General features: G+C 73.0%; 16 protein-coding genes. 8 read left to right on the forward strand and 8 right to left on the reverse strand.

Going from position 1 to position 23,101, the window contains the following annotated elements; all coding sequences use genetic code 11:
- Window positions 1-3: 3 nt before the first annotated feature.
- The 5 genes from AB0C59_RS13935 to AB0C59_RS13955 form a co-directional block, all read right to left on the reverse strand.
- Window positions 4-1,011: a glutamate ABC transporter substrate-binding protein gene (locus AB0C59_RS13935; RefSeq protein WP_363004008.1), complete on the reverse strand. Its 1,008-nt coding sequence runs from the start codon at window positions 1,009-1,011 to the stop codon at window positions 4-6.
- A gap of 14 nt (window positions 1,012-1,025) precedes the next feature.
- Entirely contained in the window at window positions 1,026-2,396 is a 1,371-nt protein-coding gene (locus AB0C59_RS13940) for a hypothetical protein (RefSeq protein WP_363004159.1), read from the reverse strand.
- Window positions 2,397-2,684: 288 nt separating this feature from the next.
- Window positions 2,685-3,656, reverse strand: coding sequence for a BadF/BadG/BcrA/BcrD ATPase family protein (locus AB0C59_RS13945; protein WP_363004010.1), 972 nt, complete (start codon window positions 3,654-3,656; stop codon window positions 2,685-2,687).
- Window positions 3,647-4,915, reverse strand: a complete 1,269-nt coding sequence (locus AB0C59_RS13950) for a 6-phospho-beta-glucosidase (RefSeq protein WP_363004012.1) — start codon at window positions 4,913-4,915, stop codon at window positions 3,647-3,649. Before AB0C59_RS13950 ends, AB0C59_RS13945 begins: the two co-directional genes overlap by 10 nt.
- Window positions 4,916-5,441: 526 nt before the next feature.
- Complete coding sequence (locus AB0C59_RS13955) at window positions 5,442-6,536, reverse strand: mechanosensitive ion channel family protein (protein ID WP_363004014.1); 1,095 nt, start codon at window positions 6,534-6,536, stop codon at window positions 5,442-5,444.
- Window positions 6,537-6,899: 363 nt separating this feature from the next.
- Here AB0C59_RS13955 and AB0C59_RS13960 point away from each other — a divergent pair, with 363 nt between their 5' ends.
- From AB0C59_RS13960 to AB0C59_RS13975, 4 genes are all read left to right on the forward strand, one after another.
- Window positions 6,900-7,436, forward strand: a complete 537-nt coding sequence (locus tag AB0C59_RS13960; RefSeq protein WP_363004016.1) for an HNH endonuclease — start codon at window positions 6,900-6,902, stop codon at window positions 7,434-7,436.
- Window positions 7,437-7,805: 369 nt separating this feature from the next.
- Window positions 7,806-8,006, forward strand: coding sequence for a hypothetical protein (locus AB0C59_RS13965; protein ID WP_363004161.1), 201 nt, complete (start codon window positions 7,806-7,808; stop codon window positions 8,004-8,006).
- Window positions 8,007-10,088 carry a 4-alpha-glucanotransferase gene (gene malQ, locus AB0C59_RS13970; RefSeq protein ID WP_363004018.1) on the forward strand — a complete coding sequence of 694 codons (2,082 nt, stop codon included), beginning with the start codon at window positions 8,007-8,009 and terminating at the stop codon, window positions 10,086-10,088.
- Window positions 10,089-10,370: 282 nt separating this feature from the next.
- Window positions 10,371-10,610, forward strand: coding sequence for a hypothetical protein (locus AB0C59_RS13975; protein WP_363004020.1), 240 nt, complete (start codon window positions 10,371-10,373; stop codon window positions 10,608-10,610).
- Between the two features lie 186 nt (window positions 10,611-10,796).
- Here AB0C59_RS13975 and pepN read toward each other — a convergent pair whose 3' ends face one another.
- Window positions 10,797-13,370, reverse strand: coding sequence for an aminopeptidase N (pepN, locus tag AB0C59_RS13980; protein WP_363004022.1), 2,574 nt, complete (start codon window positions 13,368-13,370; stop codon window positions 10,797-10,799).
- Between the two features lie 177 nt (window positions 13,371-13,547).
- Between pepN and AB0C59_RS13985 the strand changes: the two genes are divergently transcribed.
- Window positions 13,548-14,039, forward strand: a complete 492-nt coding sequence (locus AB0C59_RS13985) for a DUF1203 domain-containing protein (protein WP_363004024.1) — start codon at window positions 13,548-13,550, stop codon at window positions 14,037-14,039.
- Window positions 14,040-14,093: 54 nt separating this feature from the next.
- On the opposite strand, the gene AB0C59_RS13990 is transcribed toward AB0C59_RS13985, so the two are convergent.
- Window positions 14,094-15,110 carry an aspartate-semialdehyde dehydrogenase gene (locus tag AB0C59_RS13990; RefSeq protein ID WP_363004026.1) on the reverse strand — a complete coding sequence of 339 codons (1,017 nt, stop codon included), beginning with the start codon at window positions 15,108-15,110 and terminating at the stop codon, window positions 14,094-14,096.
- Between the two features lie 355 nt (window positions 15,111-15,465).
- Complete coding sequence (locus AB0C59_RS13995; RefSeq protein WP_363004027.1) at window positions 15,466-18,780, reverse strand: S8 family serine peptidase; 3,315 nt, start codon at window positions 18,778-18,780, stop codon at window positions 15,466-15,468.
- A 325-nt stretch (window positions 18,781-19,105) separates the two neighbouring features.
- On the opposite strand from AB0C59_RS13995, the gene AB0C59_RS14000 reads away from it, so the two are divergent.
- The 3 genes from AB0C59_RS14000 to AB0C59_RS14010 all read left to right on the forward strand — a co-directional run bounded on the left by AB0C59_RS14000 (window position 19,106) and on the right by AB0C59_RS14010 (window position 23,078).
- Window positions 19,106-19,564 (forward strand): NUDIX hydrolase, encoded by a 459-nt coding sequence (locus AB0C59_RS14000; RefSeq protein WP_363004029.1) that lies wholly within the window; start codon window positions 19,106-19,108, stop codon window positions 19,562-19,564.
- A 302-nt stretch (window positions 19,565-19,866) separates the two neighbouring features.
- Window positions 19,867-21,609 carry a TIGR03767 family metallophosphoesterase gene (locus AB0C59_RS14005; RefSeq protein ID WP_363004031.1) on the forward strand — a complete coding sequence of 581 codons (1,743 nt, stop codon included), beginning with the start codon at window positions 19,867-19,869 and terminating at the stop codon, window positions 21,607-21,609.
- A gap of 257 nt (window positions 21,610-21,866) precedes the next feature.
- Window positions 21,867-23,078 carry a glycosyltransferase gene (locus AB0C59_RS14010; RefSeq protein ID WP_363004033.1) on the forward strand — a complete coding sequence of 404 codons (1,212 nt, stop codon included), beginning with the start codon at window positions 21,867-21,869 and terminating at the stop codon, window positions 23,076-23,078.
- The last annotated feature ends 23 nt before the right edge of the window (window positions 23,079-23,101 follow it).

The following is a 23,101-nucleotide window of genomic DNA, read 5'->3' on the forward strand; positions in this document are numbered from 1 at the left end:
TCCTCAGGAGGACGGCGGTCTGGACGACGCCGAGTCCGCGCCCAGGGTCGGCGAGAGCCATTTGGCGTACGAGGCCCCCCAGCCGCTCGCGCGGTAGTCCACGAGCACCTGGTTGACCCGGCGTACCAGGTCGACGTCGTCCTTGTTCATCGCCACTCCGTAGTACTCGGTCGTGAAGGGCTTCCCCTTGAGTTCGACCGTCGGATCCTGGGCGGCCTGGCTCGCGGCGAGCGCGCCGTCGGTGACCACCGCGTCGACCTCGCCGAGTTGCAGCGCGACCAGGCAGTCGAGCTGGTTGGGGACGGCGGTGGAGATGTCCGTGGACGCGGGCAGCTTCCCGGACCTCTGGTCCTGCGCCAGCGCGGCGGCGGCCGTCGAACCCTGGGCCGAGCAGACCCGCTTGCCGGCCAGGGAGCCGTCGTATCCCGTGATGTCCGACGCCTTCGGCGCGAGGACCTGCTGGCCTGTCGTGAAGTACGGGTCGGAGAAGGCGACGTCGTCGAGCCGGTCGCAGGTGATCGTCATGGTGCGCACCACCATGTCCACCTGGTGGTGCTGGACGGCGAACACGCGCTGGTTGGTGGGTATCGCGTGGAAGCGCACGGCGCCCGGGTCGCCGAGGATCCGCCGCGCTATCTCGTGGGCGAGGTCGATGTCGAAGCCTTCGAGGTCGCTGCCCTTCTTGTTGGGGTCGCGATAGCCCCAGCGGTAGCTGTTCTGGTCGACGCCCACCGACACATAGCCGCGTGCCTTGATGGCGGTGACCGCCGGGCCGCTCTCGTCACCGGACGGGGGCGGGCTCAACCGCTCCGGGTGCGCCCCGCAGGAGCCCGCCTTGGCCTGGTCGGCCATGGCGACGCGGGGTCCGCCGGTGCCCGTGGAGCCGCCGCCGGGGCGGGGGTGCGCCAGTGGCAGCAGCAGCGTGAGGCCCACGGCGAGGACACAGGCGAGGAGTATCGCGCCCACCCCGCCCCAGCCCTTCAGGCTCGCCCTCAGACGCCGTGCGATCATCGCCGCTCCCCTGCTCACCGGTACTCCGAAAGCCTGCGCCCGATGCCGAGCAGCGCGCCCGCCGCGCCCAGCACCGCGAGAAGGGTCGCGCCCGCGGGGAGCCCGGTCAGCGCGGCTCTTCCGGAGGTCGCCGACCGGTGGAACTCGCTCTCCTCGCGGTCCAGCGCCCGCGCCAGGCTCGCGTCCACGCCGTCGAAGCACTCGCCGGTGGGCTGGTCCGCCCTGGTCCCGACGACCTTGTCCAGCGCGGCCTGGTAGTCGCCCTCGTCGTCGGCCTTGCGCGCGTCGCCGTGCCGCTGCAGCCAGACCTTCATGTCGGCGGCGGCGTCCGCCACGGGCTTCCTGCCCTCGGGGGCGTCGGCGAGCGAGGAGGCCTGGTCGAGGGAGGTGGAGAGGGTCCTCATCTCCCGCTGGAAGGCGTAGTCGTAGGCGTCCTGGACCGTGCCGTCCGGCAGCTTCCTGGTCTCGGCGCCACGGCTGACCAGGGTGAGGTTCTCGTTGCCGCGCGCGTTCAGCGACGCGATCCGCGCGTCGTGCAGCACGTCCAGCGAGCGGATGCCGTGGTCGTAGGACGCGTCGAGCCCGGCGCGGGCCAGGCTGTGTCCGGCGACCAGCCACAGCAGCACGACGGCGCAGGAGGCCGTGGCGGCGACCAGGCCGTGGTTCAGCACCCGGTTCGTCCGCCGGTAGGTACGGCGCTGCGCGAGGGCGAGCGCGGCCAGCGCGAGGACGCCCACCGCCATCGCGCCCCAGGGATACGGCGTCGCGTTCGCGTAGTCGGAGCGCAGCCGCTGGTTCTCCTTGGTGTACAGGTCCTGCGCGGCGGGCAGCATCTGCCGCTGCATCACGTCGTTCGCCGCGCGCAGGTAGGCGCCGCCCACCGGGAAGCCCTGCCGGTTGTTGGCGCGGGCCCGCTCGACGAGGCCCTTGTACCGGGGGAGCAGCTCGTTGAGCTGGGCGACGGTGTGCGCGGAGGGAGAGCCGGGGTCGGTGCCGGCGGCCGCCGTGACGAGTCCCGCGGCGGCCGTCCTGATGTCCCTCTCGTACCGCTCGGTGGTCGCCGTCGGCTCCTGACCGCCCGACAGGAAGCCGCTGGAGGCGGTCGTGTTGGCGTCCGCCAGGGAGCGGTAGATGTCGGCGGCCCCCGCGCTCAGCGGCTGACTGCGGTGCAGCACGTCGTCGGCGGCGTCGGCCCGCTCGCCCATCTGCCAGGCGGTGACGGCGCCGAACGCGACGACCAGCAGGGCGAGGACGGCTCCCATGAGGCGCAGTCGGCCGGGTTCGGTCGTCGCGGCGGCGCGCACGTGCTCGACGCCCTCGACGAAGGCCGGACGGCGTGGCGGGGCGGGCGGCGCCACGGGTGTCGCGGCCGGCGCGATGCCGATGCCGGTGCCCTGCTGCGGCTGTGTCACTCGACCTCCCCCATGGTCATCCCGCGGCCACCTTCGCCCGTGTTCGGGTGCGGGCGTGGGTGTGCCGGGGCAAGTATCGCCGTCGGTACCGATATCCGCACGGGGCTTCGTGCGATCTTGATCAGATCGCAGCGTTGCGGCATTCCGCCCCCCGCACATGAAAACGTCGAACGCGCACGTCCGGTTCCCTTCGCAGCGCGGCCGGTTCGGAGGTCGGCCGGTTCGGAGGTCGGCCGGTTCGGAGTGCGGCCGGTCGGCGCGTCAGCGCGCGAAGTGCGTCCGCAGCCTCGCCGCCGCGTCCGGCGGGGAGCCCAGTGCGTCCAGGCCCAGAAGCGCCGCCCCCAGGACCGGACGGGCCGTCACCACGCGGATCTCCGCCTGCGGCGCCCGCGCGGCCAGCAGCGCGCGCACGCCGGAGTCGAGCCGCGCGTGCCCCGCGGCCAGGATCCCCCCGCCCAGCACCACCGGCACGACCTCGTCGAGCAGGTCGAGCCGGGTCAGCGCGACCACCGCCATCGCGACCACCTCCCGGGCGAGCCGGTCCACGATCGCGCACGCCACCGGGTCGCCCCCGGCGGCCGTGGCGAACAGCACCGGCGTCAGGTCGTGCCGCCGCTCACGCTCGACCCGCTCCAGGTGCAGCGCCTCGATCAGCGCGTCCATCGAACCGAACCCGAAGTGCGCGGGCAGGGTGCGCGCCAGTTCGGTGGGCTCGCCCCGGCCGTCCCGCGCCCGCGCCGCCCACCACAGGGCCTCCTCGGCCAGCCCCCACCCTCCGCCCCAGTCGCCGGAGATGCGGCCGAGCGCGGGGAAGCGCGCGATGCGCCCGTCCGGACGCATCCCCACGCAGTTGATGCCGGCGCCGCACACCACCGCGACCCCCCGGGGCGCGCGGACCCCCGCCCGCAGGACGGCGAAGGTGTCGTTGCGCACCGAGACCGTCGCCCCCCACGCGCGGGCACGCAGCGCCGCGGCCAGCCGCTCCTCCTCCACCGGCAGGTCGGCGCCCGCGAGGCAGGCCGAGACGTGCCCGACCGTGTCGACGCCAGCCCGCGCGAACGCCCGCGCGACGACCTCGCCCAACCCGTCCACGGCCCGTTCGACGTCCTCGACGCCCGGCTGGAAGCCCCCTCCCCGCTCGACGGCGAGGACCTGCCCGTCGGCGGCCACGACGGCGACGTCGGTCTTGCTGTTCCCCGCGTCCACGGCGAGCACGCTCCCCGTCACGCCCACGCGAGGTGCTCCCGGTTGTGCGCGATCAGCCGGTCGGTCAGGGCGTCGGCGGAGCCGTACCGGGCGACCAGGGGGTGGGCGAGCAGCGCCCGGAACACCCGGTTCCGGCCGCCGCGCAGCGCCGCGTCCAGGGCGAGCTCCTCGTACGCGGTCACGCTCGCCATCAGCCCCGCCAGGAGCGGGTCCACGCGGGGCACGACGGGCAGCGGGCTCGGCCCGCGCGGTCCCACCGCCGCCTGCACCTCGATCACGGCGTCGTCCGGCAGGAAGGGCAGCGTGCCCCGGTTGCGGGCGTTGACCACCTGGTACGGCGATCCGCCCCCGCCGAGCAGCGCCGCCGCGAGGTCGACGGCCGCCTCCGAGTAGTACGCGCCGCCCCGCCGGGCGAGCAGCGCCGGCTTCTCGTCCAGGGCGGGGTCGGCGTACATCGTCAGCAACTCCCGTTCCATCGTGGCGACCTCCGACGCGCGCGAGGGCTTCGTGGCGAGCTCCCGCACGACCTCGTCGTGCGCGTAGTAGTAGCGCAGGTAGTACGACGGGACCACGCCCAGCCGGTCCAGCAGGGCGCGCGGCAGCCGCAGGTCCCCGGCGATCCGCTCGCCGTGCTCGGCGAGCAGGGACGGCAGGGCGTCCTCGCCCTCGGGACCGCCGAGGCGTACGGCTCGCTCCCAGGTGAGGTGGTTGAGGCCCACGTGGTCGAGGTGGACGTCGGCGGGCGGGACGTCGAGCAGCGCGGCGAACCTCCGCTGGAGGCCGATGGCGACGTTGCACAGGCCGATCGCGCGGTGGCCCTCGTCCAGCAGGGCGCGGGTGACGATGCCGACGGGGTTGGTGAAGTCGATGATCCAGGCCTCGGGGTTGGCGCGGCGGACCCGTTCGGCGATGTCGAGCACCACCGGCACGGTGCGCAGCGCCTTGGCGAGGCCGCCCGCGCCGGTGGTCTCCTGGCCGACGCAGCCGCACTCCAGCGGCCAGGTCTCGTCCTGCTCCCGGGCCGCCTGGCCCCCGACCCGCAGCTGGAGCAGCACGGCGTCCGCGCCCTCCACCGCCCGGCCCAGGTCCTGGGTCGCGACGACGCGCCCCGGGTGGCCCTGCCGGGCGAGGATCCGCCGGGCCAGGGCGGCCACCAACTCCACGCGGTCGGCGTCCGGGTCGAGGAGGACCAGCTCCTCCACGGGCAGGGTGGCTCGCAACCGGGCCACCCCGTCGACGAGTTCGGGTGTGTAGGTCGAACCTCCGCCGACCACGGTGAGCTTCATTGCCGTCAGCCCTTCACTCCGGTGAACGTGACACCCCGGGACGGGCACCCGGTGGCTCTCAGCGCGAGGCGGCTGCCGGACGCGCCCGGGGGCGAGGTCGACCCCGGCGACGGGGGAGGCGGTCGGTCGGAAGAGGCCGGTGGGCTTGCCGAGGGGGGTACGGCTGAACGGGCGTGCGCCGGCAGCGGATCCAGGGCGACGCGGGCGTTCACGGCCCGCTCGGCGCTGTCAGGAAATCTTCCTGTCGGATGGTGCGAGGAACGTAGGGCCGCGCGCCCGCGAGCGTCAAGAGGAGGCGGCGTCCGGGGTCTGCCCGGACGCCGCCTCCTCCTTCGTGTCGCAAGGGCCTGTCTGACAATTCCTGCCTGCCGTGCGGCGTCTGGCACGCGCGCTCGCGGCGTTGCCGAAACGCCCACGTGGCTCCGCCACGAGGGCGCTCCGGCGCCTTGCGGTCGCACGCACCAGGCGCCGCGCGGCCCGCCCTTCGGGCGGACGACAGGAATTGTCAGACAGGCCCTGGGGGCGGCTAGCGCGCCGCCGGTCGGGGCGGGGAGATCGGGGAAGCCGCTTCCACCTGGGGCGAAGCCGCGTTCGCGTACACCGAGGGGGCCGCCACCGAGGCCGTCGGGTCGACGGGCTCCTCCTCCGGAGCCACGGTCGGCAGGCCGCCCACGATACGGATGTCCGCCCGGTCGAAGGCCCGCTTGATCCGCCAGCGCAGCTCGCGCTCCACCGACACCGACTTGCCCGGCATCGTCTTGGCCGACACCCGGACCACCATCGAGTCCAGCAGCACGCTGTCCAGGCCGAGCACCTCGATCGGGCCCCAGAGGCGCTCGTTCCAGGGCTCCGCCTTGCTCATCTCCTCGCCGACCGCGTCCAGGGTCGCCTTCACCCGGTCCAGGTCCTCGCTCGAACGGACGGTCACGTCCACCCCGGCGGTCGCCCAGCCCTGCGAGAGGTTCCCGATCCGCTTGACCTCGCCGTTGCGGACGTACCAGATCTCACCGTTGTCGCCGCGCAGCTTCGTCACCCGCAGCCCGACCTCGATCACCTCGCCGGACGCGACGCCCGCGTCGATGCTGTCGCCGACGCCGTACTGGTCCTCGAGGATCATGAACACCCCGGACAGGAAGTCCGTCACCAGGTTGCGCGCGCCGAAACCGATCGCCACACCCGCGACCCCGGCGGAGGCGAGCAGGGGGGCCAGATTGATCTGGAAACTCCCCAGCACCATCAGCGCCGCCGTGCCCAGGATCAGGAACGACGTCATCGAACGCAGGACCGAGCCGATCGCCTGCGAGCGCTGCCGGCGTCGCTCCACGTTCACCAGCAGGCCGCCGAAGGCCGTGCCGTCGACCCCCTGCACCGTCCTGTTCATGCGGTCGATCAGCTTGGTGATCGCCCGCAGCACCACCACGCGCAGCACGGCCGCGACCACCAGGATCAGCAGCACTCTCAGGCCGATGGCGAGCCACGTCGACCAGTTCTGCTCGACCCAGCCGGCGGCGTTCGTCGCGCTCTTCTGCGCGTCCTGGAACGTGGGTACCGCCGGAGCCGTCGTCTGCGAGGGCGACGGAGACGGAGTGGCGCCGGCGGCCAGTAGGGCGGGCAGGGACACGGCAGAAACCTCCAGGTGGTGCGGCTGCCGCCGGCAGGTGCGGTGCGGTGCGACCGTCGACGTGGTGGCGCCGAGGTCACGGATGGATCACCGGACGGGCAGGAGGACCACACTAACGGGGCATCGTGTGCGGATCATGGCGAAGTTCGGAGAAGAGACTGTGCTCACCCGGGGGACGCCCGGGAAGCCCGGTCGGGCGCCGGGGACGTAAGGGGGCGCGATTCGGGGGATGCATCAGGTGTGGTCGAAAACACTCCCAGCCCGTTACCGGGACATGGTGGCGCGTCCACCAGGCATGAGGAGAGACTGGCTGCAGATCGTCCCGGCGCGAGCCACGCGCCGCCGGCGTACAAGGAGGCATCCGTGCCGCACGTCCTGGTCCTCAACGCGTCGTACGAGCCACTCGGCGTCGTACCGCTCCGCCGCGCGCTCGTCCTCGTCCTTGAGAACAAAGCTGTAAGTCTTGAGGAGTCCGGCGCCTTCATGCACAGCGCGACCGTCACTGTCCCCGCACCCAGCGTGGTCCGGCTCAAGCGATTCGTGCGGGTTCCCTACCGGGGGCCCGTTCCTCTCACCCGGCGCGCGCTCTTCGCCCGCGACGGGGGCCGGTGCATGTACTGCGGTGGCGTCGCAACCAGCGTCGACCACGTCATTCCGCGCAGCCGCGGTGGTCAGCACGTCTGGGACAACGTGGTGGCGTCATGCCGCCGCTGCAACCACGTCAAGGCCGACCGGCACCTCTTCGAGATCGGCTGGCGGCTCCATCACAAACCGGCCCCACCCACCGGCCTGGCCTGGCGCATCATCGGGACCGGGCACAGAGACCCGCGCTGGCTGCCCTATCTGCAGCCGTACGGCGCGGACGACGCCCTGGCCCGGATCGACGGCATCTCCGCCTGACGGTCCGGGCTTTCGCACACCCGGAGGGCCCGTTCGACGCGGGCGGGCCGTCCGGGCACGTGGCGCGCCCCGCGCCGCCCGGGCGGTGTGCCTGCCCGGCCCGCCGCGACCGGCCGACGCGCCGCGGGGCTCCCCGATGTCACCGAGGGTGGCTATGGTGGTGCCGTCGGTCACCGGAGGGCCGCTTCGAGTACGCCGACCGGGGAGGTGTGTGTGAACCGGCGCACGTTGTCCGCCCCCGGACGCCTGCACGGGCGCCCACGGGGTAGGGCTCCTCTCACCCGCAACTGTCGTACGACGACCAGGAGGCCCCGCGTGACCGCCACGGTGCACCCGCTACTGCCCGCCCAGTCCAAACCCGGCGCGGACCTGTCCGCGACCACCCTCGACGACCTGGACACCCTGCTGTGCGTCCTGAGCGCGGAGAGCGCCTGCGCCGAGGCGCCGCTGACCAGTGAGCCCCCGCTGCCCGACGCCGAGCCCCTCACCAGCGAGCCCCCGCTCGCCGACTTCACCCCGCTGACCAGCGAGCCCCCCGCCGCCGCGGGCCCGGACCCCACGGGGTACTAGATGCCGCCGGCCGACCCCGCGCGCGACGCGACGCCCCTGGCCGGGCTCGCGGCGCTGCACGGCGTCGCCACCTCCTACCGCCCCTCCCCGGACCGCACGGTCGCCGTCCCGGACGCCGCCGTCACCGCCGCCCTCGCCGCGCTCGGTGTCGACGCGGGCACCCCGGACGCGGTGCGCGCCGCCCTCGACGCGCACGAGCGCGAGACGCGGGAGCGGCTGCTCCCGCCGACCGTCGTGTCCTGGGCCGGCCGGCCGCCCGCCGCGCTCGCCGACCTCCCGGACGGCACCCGGCTGCGGATCGAGACCGAGCAGGGCGAGTCGCGCACCTCGGCCGAGGACCTCCCGCCGGGCGTGCACGTCCTGCACCTCAGCGCCCCGGACGGACGCACCGCCGAGGTCCACCTGATCGCCGCCCCGCAGAGGCTTCCCGCGCCCCCGGACCGCTCCTACGGGCTGCTCGTACAGCTCTACTCCCTGCTCTCCCGGCGCTCCTGGGGCATGGGCGACCTCGGCGACCTCACCGAGCTGACCGCCTGGGCCGGCCGTGCGCTCGGCGCCGGATTCGTCCAGGTCAACCCCCTGCACGCGGCCGTGCCCGGCACTCCCACGGACCCGTCCCCCTACCGCCCCTCCTCCCGCCGCTTCCCCGACCCCGTGCACCTGCGCGTCGAGGACGTCCCCGAGTTCCCGCACATCGAGGCCCAAGGCCGCCTGCGCACGTTGCTGGAGCGTGCCGCGCGCCTGCGGGAGGCCGTCCTGGACAAGGGCGCGCTGATCGACCGGGACGCCGTGTGGGACCTCAAACGCCAGGTGCTCGAACTCGTGCACGACGTTCCCCTCGGCCCGGGGCGGCGCGCCGCCTACGCCGACTTCCTCGCCGAGGAGGGCGAGGCGCTGGAGGACCACGCCACCTGGTCGGCGCTCGCCGAGGTCTACGGATCCGACTGGCACACCTGGCCCACCCGGCTGCGCGACCCCCGCTCGCCCGAGACCGCCCGCGCGCGAGCCGAGCTGATGGAGCGTGTCGACTTCCACAGCCGGCTCGCCTGGCTGACCGACTCCCAGCTCGCCACCGCCCAGCGCACCGCGCGCGACGCCGGCATGGCGGTCGGCCTCGTCCACGATCTCGCGGTGGGCGTCCACCCGGACGGCGCGGACGCCTGGGCCCAGCAGCACCACCTCGCGGCCGGCATGTCGGTGGGCGCCCCGCCGGACGCCTTCAACGCCCGCGGCCAGGACTGGGGGCTGCCCCCCTGGCGCCCCGACCGCCTCGCCGCCTGCGGGTACGCCCCCTACCGGCGGCTGCTGCGCGCCCTGCTGCGACACACGGGCGCCCTGCGCATCGACCATGTCATGGGCCTGTTCCGGCTGTGGTGGGTGCCGCAGGGCCGGCCGCCCACGGAGGGCACCTACGTCCGCTACGACGCCGAGGCGATGCTCGCCGTCCTGGTCCTGGAGGCCTCGCGGGCCGGGGCGCTGGTCATCGGCGAGGACCTCGGCACGGTGGAGCCGGGCGTGCGCGAGGCGCTCCACGAGCGGGGGGTGCTCGGCACGTCCGTCCTGTGGTTCGAGCGCGACTGGGAGGGCAACGGGAAGCCGCTGCCGCCGGAGCGCTGGCGGGCGGACTGCCTGGCCACCGCCACCACCCACGACCTGCCCTCGACCGCCGCCCGGCTCAGCGGCGAGCACGTCGAACTCCGCGACCGGCTCGGACTGCTGACCCGCCCGCTGGACGAGGAACGGGCCGCCGCGGCGGCCGACACCGGCGAGTGGCTGGCCCTGCTGTCCCGGCTCGGGCTGCTGAAGGGGGCGAGCGGAGGGGTCTCGGCGGTCTCGGAGGAGCGGGAGATCCAAGCCGTCCACCGCTTCCTGCTGCGCACCCCCGCCCGGCTGATCGGCCTCTGGCTCCCCGACGCCGTGGGCGACCGCCGCCCCCAGAACCTCCCCGGCACCTGGGCCGAGTACCCGAACTGGCGCCTCCCGATCGCCGACCCCGAAGGCCGCCCGACGACCCTGGAAGACCTGGCGGCCTCCCCGAGGCTGCACGCCCTGACCTCCGTCCTGAGAACCGAACGCCCCTGAAGCCCTGAAGGGGGCGCGGGGAACCGCGCAGTCCCACCCACGCGCAGGCACCCGACGAGGCACGGTCCGCACATGATGGGGGCGCGGGGAACTGCGCGAATCCCCACGCACGGGCAGCTGACGAAGCACGGGCCACACCCGACAGGGGCGCGGGGAACTGCGCAATCCCACCCACGCACGGGCGGCCGAAGACGTGCGGGAGGCACGCGCCAGGAGCGCGGGGTCCCCGCGAAACCGCCCCCCGGACGCGCGCCCCGTTCAGCCGTTCGCTACGTTGGCACTGTGGACAAGAAGAACGCCCTGCGCGCCGGCGCCCTGGCCGCCGGTACGACGCTGATGATGCTGCTCATGTCGTCCCCAGCGCTTGCGCTGACCCACGACGATGGTGACGACCCCGGCACCGGCCTGAGCGCGGCTCAGACCCTGGGCCTCTACGTGGTGATCCCGATCGTGCTGTTCCTGGCCATCGCGGGTCTCGTCATGGTCCTGGACAGGTCCCCCAAGCAGCCGAAGCGGGGCTGACCACCCGCCCCTGACGCGCCGAAGCCGGGGGAGTCCGGACACCCGCACGGTGTCCCCGGACTCCCCCGGCTTTCGCGTACCCCGTACCCCGTCCACCGCCCGCCGGTTCACCCGTACGGACGTACCCGGCGCACGCACCCCGAGGGGCGCCCGGCGGCACGCGCCGGACGCCCCTCGGGGTCACCGTCAGCCGGCGGCCGCGTCCGCGGCCTGCGCCCTGAGCGCGCGCTCGACACCCGCACGCGACTCCAGCACCAGCCGCCGCAGCGCCGGGACGGGCTCGGTGGCGGCCAGCCACGCGTCGGTCTTCGCCGCCGTCGCCTCGCTGACCTGGACCGCCGGGTAGAGCCCGACCACGATCTGCTGGGCCATCTCGTGCGAGCGGGAGTCCCACACGCCCTTGACCGCCGCGAAGTACCGGTCGGTGTAAGGAGCCAGCAGCTCACGCTGGTCGGTCTGCACGAAGCCGCCGATCACCGCCTCCTGCACCGCGTTGGGCAGCGCGTCGGACTCCACGACCGACGCCCAGGCCTCCGCCTTGGCCTCCTCGGTCGGCCGGGCCGCACGGGCGGTCGCCGCGTGCCGCTCGCCCGCCGCGGTCCTGTCCCGCTCCAGCTCGCTCGCGATCTCCGCCTCGTCGAAGCGGCCCACGGCGGCGAGCCGCTCCACGAACGCCCAGCGCAGCTCGGTGTCGACCTCCAGGCCCTCGACGCTCCCCGAACCGTCCAGCAGCGCCTCCAGGAGGTCCAGCTGCTCCGGCGTACGGGCGGTGGCGGCGAAGGCACGCGCCCACGCCAGCTGGTGGTCGCCGCCGGGCGCGGCGGCACGCAGATGGGCAAGGGTGGCGTCCGTCCAGCGGGTCAGCAGCGTCTCGCGCGCCGACGGGGCGGCGTACAGGTCGATGGCGAGCTTCACCTGGCGCTGCAGCGACTGCACCACGCCGATGTCGGACTCCTTGCCGATGCCGGACAGCACCAGCGAGAGGTAGTCGCGGGTCGCGAGCTCCGCGTCACGCGTCATGTCCCAGGCGGAGGCCCAGCACAGGGCGCGCGGCAGGGACGCCTCGAAGTCGCCGAGGTGCTCGGTGACGAAGGCGAGGGACGCCTCGTCCAGGCGGACCTTGGCGTACGAGAGGTCGTCGTCGTTGAGCAGGACGACGTCCGGACGGCGCCGGCCGACGGCCTGCGGCACGGCGGTCAGCTCGCCGTCGACGTCCAGTTCGATCCGGTCGCCGCGCAGCAGCTTGCCGCTCGCCTCGTCAAGGTCGTAGAAGCCGACCGCGATGCGGTGGGGCCGCAGGGTGGGCTCGCCCTTGGCGCCGGCGGGGAGGGCCGGGGCCTCCTGGCGGATGCCGAAGGAGGTGATGACGCCCTGCTCGTCCGTCTCGATCTGCGGGCGCAGCACGTTGATGCCGGCCGTCTGGAGCCACTTCTGCGACCAGGTCCCCAGGTCGCGGCCGGAGGTCTCCTCCAGGGCGCCCAGCAGGTCGGACAGGCGGGTGTTGCCGAACGCGTGGCGCTTGAAGTAGGCCTGCACGCCGCGGAAGAACTCGTCGATGCCGACGTACGCGACGAGCTGCTTGAGGACGGACGCGCCCTTGGCGTACGTGATGCCGTCGAAGTTGACGAGGACGTCGTCCAGGTCGTTGATCTCGGCCATGATCGGATGCGTCGACGGCAGCTGGTCCTGGCGGTACGCCCACGTCTTCATGGAGTTGGCGAACGTGGTCCAGGAGTGCGGCCAGCGGGAGTCCGGGTGGTACGCCTGGCACGCGATGGAGGTGTAGGTGGCGAACGACTCGTTCAGCCACAGGTCGTTCCACCACTCCATGGTGACCAGGTCGCCGAACCACATGTGGGCCAGCTCGTGCAGGATGGTCTCGGCCCGCAGCTCGTACGACGCGTCGGTCACCTTGGACCGGAAGACGTACTGGTCGCGGAGGGTGACCGCGCCCGCGTTCTCCATGGCGCCCGCGTTGAACTCGGGCACGAACAGCTGGTCGTACTTCTTGAACGGGTACGCGTAGTCGAACTTCTCCTGGAACCACTCGAAGCCCTGGCGGGTCACCTCGAAGATGGCGTCCGCGTCCAGGTACTCGGCGAGCGAGGGGCGGCAGTAGATGCCGAGCGGGACGGACTGGCCGTCCTTCTCGTAGCTGCTGTGGACGGCGTGGTACGGGCCGACGATCAGCGCGGTGATGTACGTCGAGATCCGCGGCGTCGGCTCGAAGGCCCAGACGTCGTCCTTGGGCTCGGGGGCCGGCGAGTTCGAGATCACGGTCCAGCCGGTGGGTGCCTTCACGGTGAACTGGAAGGTCGCCTTGAGGTCGGGCTGCTCGAAGGAGGCGAAGACGCGCCGGGCGTCCGGGACCTCGAACTGGGTGTAGAGGTACGCCTGCTCGTCCACCGGGTCGACGAAGCGGTGCAGGCCCTCGCCGGTGTTGGTGTACGCGCAGTCGGCGACGACCCGTAGCACGTTGCGGCCCTGGAGGAGGCCGGGGAGCGTGATGCGCGAGTCCTTGAAGACCTCGGCAGGGTCGAGCGTGTCGCCGTTCAGTGTGACCTCGTGGACCGTCGGGGCCACCAGGTCGATGAAGGACTCGGCGCCGGTCTCGGCCGAGTCGAAGCGCACCGTGGTCACGGACCGGTAGGTACCGCCCTCCTGCGCGCCCGAGAGGTCGAGATCGATCTCGTACGAGTCAACGCTGAGCAGCGTCGCCCGCTGCCGAGCCTCTTCGCGAGTCAGGTTTGTGCCAGGCACGCGGTCATCTCCTCGTTATGTGTGGGTTCGGACATCCTTCCACGCCCGGTGGCCGGATCGGTGTGGGGAGATCCCTACGGTCGAGGAACCCGACCGGGCCCGCCCGGCAGCGCACGCCCCCGGCGCGACGTCCGTTTCCCGCCGGTGGCCGGCGCCGCCGGGAGCGAACCTGGGGGCATGACGACCCACACGGCCCGCCCCATCGCCCCCGCCGCCCTGAAGGAACTGCGCCGCACCGACGACGCGGGACGCCCCGTGGCGTCCGTCGTGGACGACGAGGGAGGTGCCCCGCTGCGGTGCTGCCTGCGCCACAGCGAGCCGGGTGAGTGGGTCGCCCTCGTGTCGTACGCGCCGCTGCGGCGCTGGGCGGCCGGGGCGGGGGTGGATCCGGGGGCGTACGACGAGCAGGGTCCTGTCTTCGTCCACGCCGAGGCGTGCGGGGGCCCGGCCGTCGACGACGGGGGCGGCCATCCGTTCGACGGCGCCTCCCGGGTGGTCCGCCGGTACTCGGCGCAGGGACGGATCCTGGGCGGCCGCCTGGTGGAGGAGGGGCCCGGTGCGCTCGAGGACGCGTTCGCCGAGGCGTTCGCCGACCCGGCCGTGGAACTCGTCCATGTGCGGGCCGTGGCGTACGGGTGCTTCCTGTACGAGGTCCGGCGGCCGGCATGACGAAGGGGGCGCCCGCCGGTACCGGCGGGCGCCCCCTTCGTCGGATGCCGTCGGCTACTCGCTCAGCTCCGCCGCCACCAGCTCCGCGATCTGGACCGCGTTCAGGGCCGCGCCCTTGCGCAGGTTGTCGCTGGAGACGAAGAGGGCCAGGCCGTTGTCCACCGTCTCGTCCGTGCGGATGCGGCCCACGAAGGACGGGTCCTGGCCGGCCGCCTGGAGGGGGGTCGGGATGTCGGACAGGGCCACACCGGGGGCGCCCGCCAGCAGCTCCGTGGCGCGCTCCACCGACAGCGGGCGCGCGAAGCGGGCGTGGATCTGGAGGGAGTGGCCGGAGAAGACCGGGACGCGGACGCAGGTCCCGGAGACCTTCAGGCCGGGCAGCTCCAGGATCTTGCGGGACTCGTTGCGGAGCTTCTGCTCCTCGTCGGTCTCGTTCAGGCCGTCGTCCACGAGGCTGCCCGCGAGCGGCAGCACGTTGAAGGCGATCGGGCGCTGGTAGACCTGCGGCTCGGGGAAGTCGACCGCCGCGCCGTCGTGGGTCAGCCGGTCGGCGTCGGCGACGACCTTCTGGGTCTGGCCGTGCAGCTCCGCGACGCCCGCGAGGCCCGAACCGGACACCGCCTGGTAGGTGGCGACGACCAGCGCCTCAAGGCCCGCCTCCTCGTGCAGCGGCTTCAGCACCGGCATCGCGGCCATCGTCGTGCAGTTCGGGTTGGCGATGATGCCCTTGGGGCGGTTCACCGCCGCGTGCGGGTTCACCTCGGAGACCACCAGCGGCACGTCCGGGTCCTTGCGCCACGCGGACGAGTTGTCGATCACGACCGCGCCCTGGGCGGCGACCTTCTCGGCCAGTGCCTTCGAGGTCGCGCCGCCCGCGGAGAACAGCACGATGTCCAGGCCGGAGTAGTCGGCCGTCGACGCGTCCTCCACCGTCACCCCGTCGAGGACCGTCCCCGCCGAGCGGGCCGAGGCGAACAGGCGCAGCTCCGTCACGGGGAAGTTCCGCTCGGTGAGGATCCTGCGCATGACCGTGCCGACCTGACCGGTGGCTCCGACGATTCCGACCCTCACGACGACTCCTCTGCGTGTGCTGACATGCCTCTGACGTGCCTGTTGTCCGGCCGAGGCATCTCCATCATGCGGCCGGCACCAGGCAGTCTGTCCAATTTTCCGCACGATGTGCCCGAGGACTGGGACGTCCCGGGGCGCGGCGCCGGTTGCGGATCTCGTGTCCGCCCGCCGCCGAGCCGGAGAAAAGCCTCCCTCGGGCCGCCCGCGCCGCACACCGTGCTGCTGCGTCCCTGCCCAGGGCCCCCCGGCGCACACGGCGGTGTGACGCACACCTCGGACGCGGCGCGCGTACGACGAAGGGCGGGCGCCCGAGGACGCCCGCCCCACCGCTGTGGTCCCGTCGGGGACGACGCCGTTACGGCGTGACCGTGCCGATCTTCACACTGCCCACGCCCGCGACCGTGCCGCGCGCGTTGACCAGCTGGACCTGTCCGAAGAACTCCCGGCCCGCGGGGGCCGCCGAGGCCGCCGTGACCGCACCGGACACCGTCGCGCTGTCACCCGTGCCGAGCTTCACCGTCGCCGCGTCGTCGACCGTGACCCGGCCGAGCGAGGCGGAGAAGAACACGTCCCGGTAGTCGTAGGCCGTCGAGCCGGACGGCACCGAGTAGCCCGCCACCTGGACGGTGTAGGTACCGGCGGCGGGGGAGGCGATGTGCACGGCCTCCTCCGAGTCGCCGTCGGCGGACTGCGCGACCTGCTTGCCGGACGCGTCGAGCACCGTCAGGTCCAGGTCGGCGGCCGTGTCCGACACGCCGCCGATGGCGACGTCCAGCGACGTGGCGCCCGCGGGCACCTCGACCGTGCTGGTCTGCGTCTCACCGGCCTTGATGGTCGGGCGGCCCGTCTTCGAGGAGCCGAGCGGACCGCCGACCAGATTGCCGTCCAGGGCCGCGAACGCGTTCGTGACCTTCCAGGAGGCCGTCGCCGGGGTGCCGGCCTTGGCCTCGGGCACGGTCACCGTCGCCGGGTCGAAGGAGGCGCCGAGGACGGAGACGTCCAGCTTGTAGGGGTTGTCGAGCAGCGGCGAGGTGCGGCGCGCCTCGACCTCGATCTCCCACACACCGGCCTGCGGGTCCGCGTACGACCGCACGTCGGGCTTGCAGCCGTTGCCGTCGAGGTAGTTGTTGTAGCAGTTGGGCGTCGAGGTGTTGTCGACGGGTGTGCCGTAGGGGTGGATCGCGATGAACCGGGTCTGGCTCTTGTCCGCCAGGCCGCCGATCGCGACCTCCAGCGACTTGGCGCCCTGCGGCACGGTCACGAAGTACGACGTGCTGCTGTTGCGCTGCACGGAGCTCGACGCCGACCAGGTGTACCTGACCGGGGCCGACACGACGACCGTCGTCAGGATCTGCTTGTCGAGGCCCACCGTCCTCGGGTCGTCGACCTCCAGGATCGCGCTCTTGACGCCCGCGGAGCGCGGGGAGGCCTGGACCTTGACGGTCACCGGCTGGTTCAGCGGCAGCTTGACCTCGTCGGAGCCGACGATGCGGAACGTGCGCTGGTGGTCGTTCGCGAAGTGCAGCTCGTGGCGCAGCGCCTTGTCCGGGCCGGAGGTACGCGTGATGGTGATGTCGTACGTCTTCCTGTCACCGGCCTTGAGCCCGCCCTCGCGGTCGTACAGGCCGGTGCCGAAGCCCGGGGTCTTCAGGGCCTGGTCGAGCGCGGTGTCGACCGGGGCCTTCACCGTGTAGTCGTGGGCCTCGGCGCCGCGGCGGATCGCGGTCCACGCGTCCACGATGTCGATGAGGCCCGCGCCCTCCTCGTACGCCTGCGCGCCGCGGATGTGGTCGGCAGTCGAGGTGAGGGCCGTGCGCAGCGTGGCGGGCTTGAGGTCGATGCCCTGCTGCTTCGCGGCCGACAGCAGCAGCGCCGAGGCGCCCGTGGCCTGCGGGGAGGCCATCGAGGTGCCCTGGAGCATGGAGTAACCGGCCGGCAGGGTGTAGCCCGCCTCCGCGACCGGGGAGCCCGGCAGCCAGGTCTGGGTGGTGTTGATCGCGGCGCCGGGCGCCACCAGGGTCGGGGTGAAGCCGCCGTCCTCACGCGGGCCGCGCGAGGAGAAGGGCATCATCTGGTACTTCCGGGTCACCTGCGAGCCGTAGTTGGCGGCCCAGGTCTGCCGGGAGATGCCCGCGCCGACCGAGATGACCTTGTCCGCGAGTCCGGGGTCGCCGATGGTGTTGGCGCCGGGGCCGGAGTTGCCCGCGGAGATCACCAGTTGGACGCCGTAGGTGTCGATGAGGCGCGTGTACAGCTCGGAGCGCGCGTTGTTGCCGTCGTTCAGCGCCGGGAGGCCGCCGATGGACATGTTGACGATGTCGACGCCGTGGTTGACGACGAGGTCGATCATGCCCTCGGTGAGCGCGACGTTGGTGCAGCCGCCGGTCCAGGTGCAGGCACGGGAGGAGACGATCTTCGCGCCGGGGGCGGCGCCGCTCATCTTCCCGCCGAACAGGCCGTTCGCGGCGGTGATGCCGGCGACGTGCGTGCCGTGCTCCGACTCGATGACGCCGATGTTGACGAAGTCGGCCTTCTTGCCGACCCAGGACCCGCCGTACGGGTCCATCGCCACGTCCTTGCGGATCTGCACGACGAACGGGATGCGTTCGGAGACGTCCGTCTTCGGGTCGTCGGTCCCGAAGTAGCCGATCTGGTAGCCGTCCTTGTACGGCTTCATCGGGGTGTCGTCGGTGAAGTCGTGGTTGTTGTTCAGGTCGAGCGTGACGGTGCCCGCCGCCGGGTCGTACAGGACGCCCCAGCTGTCGGTGGTGTCGCCGTCGCGGTTCAGGTCGCCCTTCTCGTCGCCGCCGGTGGTCGCGGACTCCTTGAAGGTGCTGATCTCGTAGGAGCCGGTCGGCGCCGTCCAGGACTGGCCGCCGTAGGAGAAGGCGGGGCCGGCGACCGGGGTGATCATGGGGCGCCAGGTCGCGTCGCTGTCCGCGATCGGGTCGGTGGAGGTCACCCAGTCGACGATCTTGCGCTCGCCGGTGGTGGTCTTCTGCAGCGCCGGGTGGCCGAGGTCGACGCCGGAGTCGAGGATGCCGATGGTGACGCCCCGGCCGTCCGCCTTCGGGTGCTGCCGCACGAAGTCGACGGCGCCGGTCTCGAAGGACGGGTTGTAGGGGTTCTCGGCGGGGGTCTTCCTGCTCGGACCCGGGTAGGTGGCCGAGCCCTTGGCCGCGTGTCCCCGGGCCGACTCGGCGCGGTCCGCGCTCGGCGTGGGGTCGTCGAGCTGGATCTCCTGCCGCAGGTCGATGGCGTGCACGGAGGACAGCTTCTCGGCGGCGGCGATGGCCGCGTCCGCCTTGGCGGTGGGCACGGTGGCGCGGACGTAGCCGACCTTGTCGTAGGCGCGGCCCACGGAGCCGCCCTTGACGGCGTCCAGCTGGTCGGCGACCTGCTCGGTCTGGCCGGGTGCCGTCGCGATCATCATCGTGACGTTCTTGGCGCCGTCGGCCTTGGCCTGGGCGAGAAGGTCGGCGTCGTCCGAACCGAGCTTGGGGCTCGTGGACTTGACGGCCGGGTCGGCAGGGGCCGACGGGTGGTTCGCGGAGTAGGCCAGGGGTATCGGGCCGGCCGCGGAGAGTGCGGCCACGATACCCGCGGCGACGGCTGTGCGGGCCACGCGTCTCGCGCGCGACATCGGAGCGCGCTGAGCGTCGGTCGTCATCGGCATCCCTTGAGGTAAAGGAACGGGGGGTGGTACGGCCCGAACCGCTCAAGTCGACCGGTCCTGACCGCAGTCGTCCGGATTTCGGGTCCGGAAGACCGCTCAGCTTTACCCAAGGGGCAGATGTTTGGGGAGAGTTGACTCGGACTAGGTGGAAGCATGGCGTGATCCCGCCATACGCCACGGGGGACCTAGCGGGGCGGAACGGGCATTCGCCGTTTCACCGGCACGGTTCGTGTGCCGTCCGTGCGCACGCCGTGCCCTCGCCTCCACTCCCTGTGCGCGAACCTCGCACGGATCGCGAGGAACGCGTTAACGTCGCTGTGTGCGCGAGAAGTTGAGGGTGGCGGCCTACGCTGTCTGTGTCCGCGACGGCAGGCTGCTGATGGTCCGCATGCCGAACTCCGACGGAATGTCCGTGTGGGGCCTGCCCGGTGGCGGCATGGAGCACGGCGAGGATCCCTACGACACCGTCCTGCGGGAGGTCAGGGAGGAGACCGGCTACCGGGTGGAGGTCACCGGACTGCTCGGCGTGGACTCGGCGCGCTTCACCACGCGGGGCCGCCTCGGCCGCACCGTGGACCGCCACAGTGTGCGGCTCGTGTACGAGGGGCATGTCACCGGCGGCGAACTGCGCGACGAGGTCGGCGGTTCCACCGACCTGGCCGCCTGGCAGGACCTGGACGCGGTGTCCGGGCTGCCGCGCATCGCCCTGGTCGACGCCGGCCTCGCCCTGTGGCGGGAACGCCCACCCGCGGGACGCGCCGAACTCCCCGGGGCGTGACCGACCCCCGCCGACCGGCGCCCCCCCCGGGCCGCGCGGCCGTCGCACCCCGCGGGACGCGCCGTCCCGCGCCGCCTTCCCCGTGAGGTGAACGCGGAGTGACCGGGCCCGGGCCGGGTGACGAGCGCTCGTGGGCGCGACGGGTGGGCGCAGATCCACGTACGACGATCGGCGCTGCCCGTTGCCGCCGCGTTCACTCCCAGGTCACCCCTGGTGCCAACGATCGAGAGCGAAGCGGGACGGTCGCGAGGGCGAGTGTCCCGCCCCACCGCCCACGCGTTCGCACCCGGGGAGATCGCGCCATGCCGCGCACACGCTCTGTCGCCACGACGACCGCACTGAACCGCCGCAACCTGCTCGCCGCCGCTGGGGCGGTGTCCCTCACCGCGGGCCTCGGGCTCGCGCTGCGTCCCGAGGACGGCCACGCCGCCGACGGCACGGCGGCCTCCGTCGTCGCCGACGCACGGCAGGCGCGGGCCGCGTCCCCGGCCCCGTACACCAAGGGCACCACGCTCGCCACCACCGCCGCCCCGCGCAACAGCACCGGCTACCGGCGCCTGGGCGACGGCCCCGGCTGGAAGCGCGTCGTGCGCGCCGAGCTGGCCGCGCCCAGGTCGGGCCGGACCGACCGCCGTACGGCGCTCGCCGCGTTCGTCCAGTTCACCGACATGCATCTGACGGACACCCAGCACCCGCTGCGCTCCGAGTTCCTGCGCTCCGGCGACATCCACGCCTGGCGGCCCCACGAGGCGCTGACCGTGGCCGGTGCCGTCTCCCTGGTCGAACGGGTCAACTCCCTGCACGGCGCGCCCGTCACCGGATCCCCCCTGGGCTTCGTCATCACCACCGGCGACAACACGGACAACAACTCCAGGCACGAACTGGAGTGGTACATGAAGGTCATGAGCGGTGGCCGCATCACCCCCGACTCCGGCGACCCGCGGCACTACGAGGGCGTCCAGAACAGCGGACTGACGCAGTACTGGCAGCCCGAGTCGCCCCTGCGCGACACCGACAAGCGGCTCGGCTTCCCCCAGGTGCACGGCTTCCTCGCCGCCGCGACCCGCGAGGTGCGCAGCCCCGGACTGAACCTGCCCTGGTACTCCACGGTCGGCAACCACGACGGCCTGCCGCTCGGCTGCTACGCGGGCGGCCCGTACTTCGCCGAGTACGCCGTCGGCGGGAAGAAGCTGATGACCCTGCCCGCGGCCGAGTCCAGGAAGTTCCAGGACGAGATCAAGAAGGCCACGGACCCGAAGGGCGTCCACCTCCAGCAACTGCTGAGGACCCACGCCCGCGCCATGCGGTCCGTCACCCCGGACGAGAAGCGCGCCCCGTTCACCCCGGCCGAGTACCTGAAGGCGCACCTCGACCCGGCGTACGCGGGCCACGGGCCGGTCGGCCACGGCTACTCACCGGCGAACCTGGACGCGCGCACCCAGTACTACTCCTTCCGCGTCGCCGACGACGTCATCGGCATCAGCCTCGACACCACCGACGCGGGCGGCGACTACCAGGGCTCCGTCGGCACGGCCCAGCTGAACTGGCTGGAGCGGACGCTGAGCGAGAACAAGGACGCCTACGCGATCGTCTTCAGCCACCACACCAGTACAACGATGGACAACACCCGGCCCGACCCGGCCCGCCCGGCCGAGCGGCGCCACGGCGGCGCCGAGGTCCTCGCCCTCCTCGGCGCCCACCGCAACGTGCTGGCCTGGGTCAACGGCCACACCCACCGCAACACCATCACCCCGCACACCGCCCGCGACGGCCACTCCTTCTGGGAGATCTGCACCGCCTCGCACATCGACCATCCCCAGCTCGCCCGGATCGTCGAGCTGGTGGACAACAAGGACGGCACGCTGTCGATCTTCACCACCCTGATCGAGTCCGCGGCCCCGCACCGCACGGACCTCACCGACCTGACCCAGACGGGCCTGGCCGCCCTCTACCGGGAACTGGCCTTCAACGCCCCGGGAGCCCACCTCAACTTCGTGGGCGCGGCCGGGGACCGCAACACGGAGCTGGTCCTCAGGAAGGGCTGAGACCCGCGGCTCGCACCGCCGCCCCGTCGAGGCGTGCGCAGCCCCCGGGCAGGCTGGGCCCGCCCCGCAGAGCGACCGGACGATCGCACGGTGTCGACGAAGAGGGGTGTAAACCCATTCGACCCGGACATGAGACACGCCGTTCATCCGCCCGAAACATCCATGCCGCCTCATAACGGACAACCCGCTGTTCACGGGGATGGTCCACTGATTGTTGCTAGGCGGGTGGTCGCGTGCTCACAAGGCACCCTCTGCGCGTGCTCTCGGTCTACGAGGGCTTCTTCTCCGGGGGCGCCCGGATCCTTCACACCGACGTCGTCCTGGGACTTCAGGAGGGCGGCCAGTACCACCGGGTGCTGAGCGTTCACGGGGAAGTGCTCCGTGAGGCCACCCGGCAGGCGATGGAGAACGACACCTGCTACCGGTCGCTGACCTCGGTCGGCGTGGAGGTCGAGTCCCTGGGCCGGACCTTTGGCCTGCCCGGGGCCCTCGCCTCCGATCCCGCGCGGTACACCGGCCCCGAACTGGCCGCCACCGCGCGGGCCATGGCGGGCGCCGACGTCATCCTCTCCCTCAAGGAGCAGCCGCTCGCCCTGCTCAACCAGGCGGGCCTGCCACGCCGCCCGGTGATCGTCAGCCTGCACCGCTCGGACCCCGAGAACCAGGGAGCCGCGCTCGACGAGCTGGAGGCCGCCATCGCCGACGGCACGGTCGTGGCGTGCGTCTGCTGCGCCGAGTCGACCCGGGCCGCCTACGAGGCCGCCGGGATCCCCTCCGAGGTGCTGCACGTGATCCCCAACGGCGTCGATCTGCTGCGCTTCAAGCCCGAGGCCGCCCGGCGGGCCCGGCTGCGCGCGGACCTCGGCATCCCCGCCGCGGCGCCGGTGGTCGTCTTCGCGGCCCGCTACGACGCGATGAAGAACGTCTCGCTGTTCCTGCGCGCGGCACGCTCCTGGCTGCGCGCGACCCCCGGCGGGCAGGTGCTGATGTGCGGCGCGGGCATGTCCGAGGGGCAGCCCGGACTGCGCGCCGACATCGAGGACGCCTTCGGCGGCGACCTGCGCCACGCGGACCGCCTGCGGCTGCTCGGGGTCCGGCGCGACATGGAGCACGTCTACGCCGCCTCCGACGTGGTCGCGCTGACCTCGGCCTGGGGCGAGGCCGCTCCGCTGTGCCTGATCGAGGGCATGATGTGCGGGGCCGTCCCCGTCACCACCGACGTGGGCGACAGCGCGGCCATCGTGGCCGGACTCGGCTTCGTCACCCCGCAGGACCCGGACGCCGTCGCCCGGGCCTGGACCGAGGCCGTCGCCGCGCGCCCCGGACTCGAACCGGCCCTCGCCGGCAGCCGCGAGCGGTTCAGCCGCACCCGCATGATCGCTTTGTACGCCGGTCTGATCGACCGCGTGCACGGGGTGGACGCGGTCAGGTCCCCGCTCCCGGAGCCTCCCCTGCCGGAGCCGCTCTGACGGGCGCGCCGCACACGCGGGGC

It is taken from the genome of Streptomyces sp. NPDC048664 (assembly GCF_040650555.1).
Lineage (GTDB): Bacteria > Actinomycetota > Actinomycetes > Streptomycetales > Streptomycetaceae > Streptomyces.